1 protein-coding gene is annotated in these 249 nt (G+C 45.0%); it reads left to right on the forward strand.

All coding sequences use genetic code 11. The features are described 5' to 3' along the window. Positions 1 to 249: transposase (locus AB4503_RS11925; protein WP_372114777.1), on the forward strand; the 249-nt coding region annotated here is incomplete at both ends.

Raw genomic sequence — 249 nt, forward strand, 5'->3', positions numbered from 1 at the left:
TAACTGGGCGGAGTACAATAAGGCTTTGTGCAAACGGGGCTCGGTTACGTTCTGGATAGATGATACAGCCGTAGATGCATGGCGATGCAAAACCCATCATGGTAAGCGTGGTAGAGGCTTTCAGTACTCTGATACAGCGATTGAAACTGCCTTGATGATTAAAGGAGTATTCTCATTACCATTACGTGCTCTTCAAGGCTTTATTGATTCTATCTTTGAGCTATTGGATGTTCCACTGACGTCCCCTGA

It is taken from the genome of Vibrio sp. 10N.222.55.B11 (genome assembly GCF_041473705.1).
Taxonomy (GTDB): Bacteria; Pseudomonadota; Gammaproteobacteria; order Enterobacterales; family Vibrionaceae; genus Vibrio; species Vibrio crassostreae_C.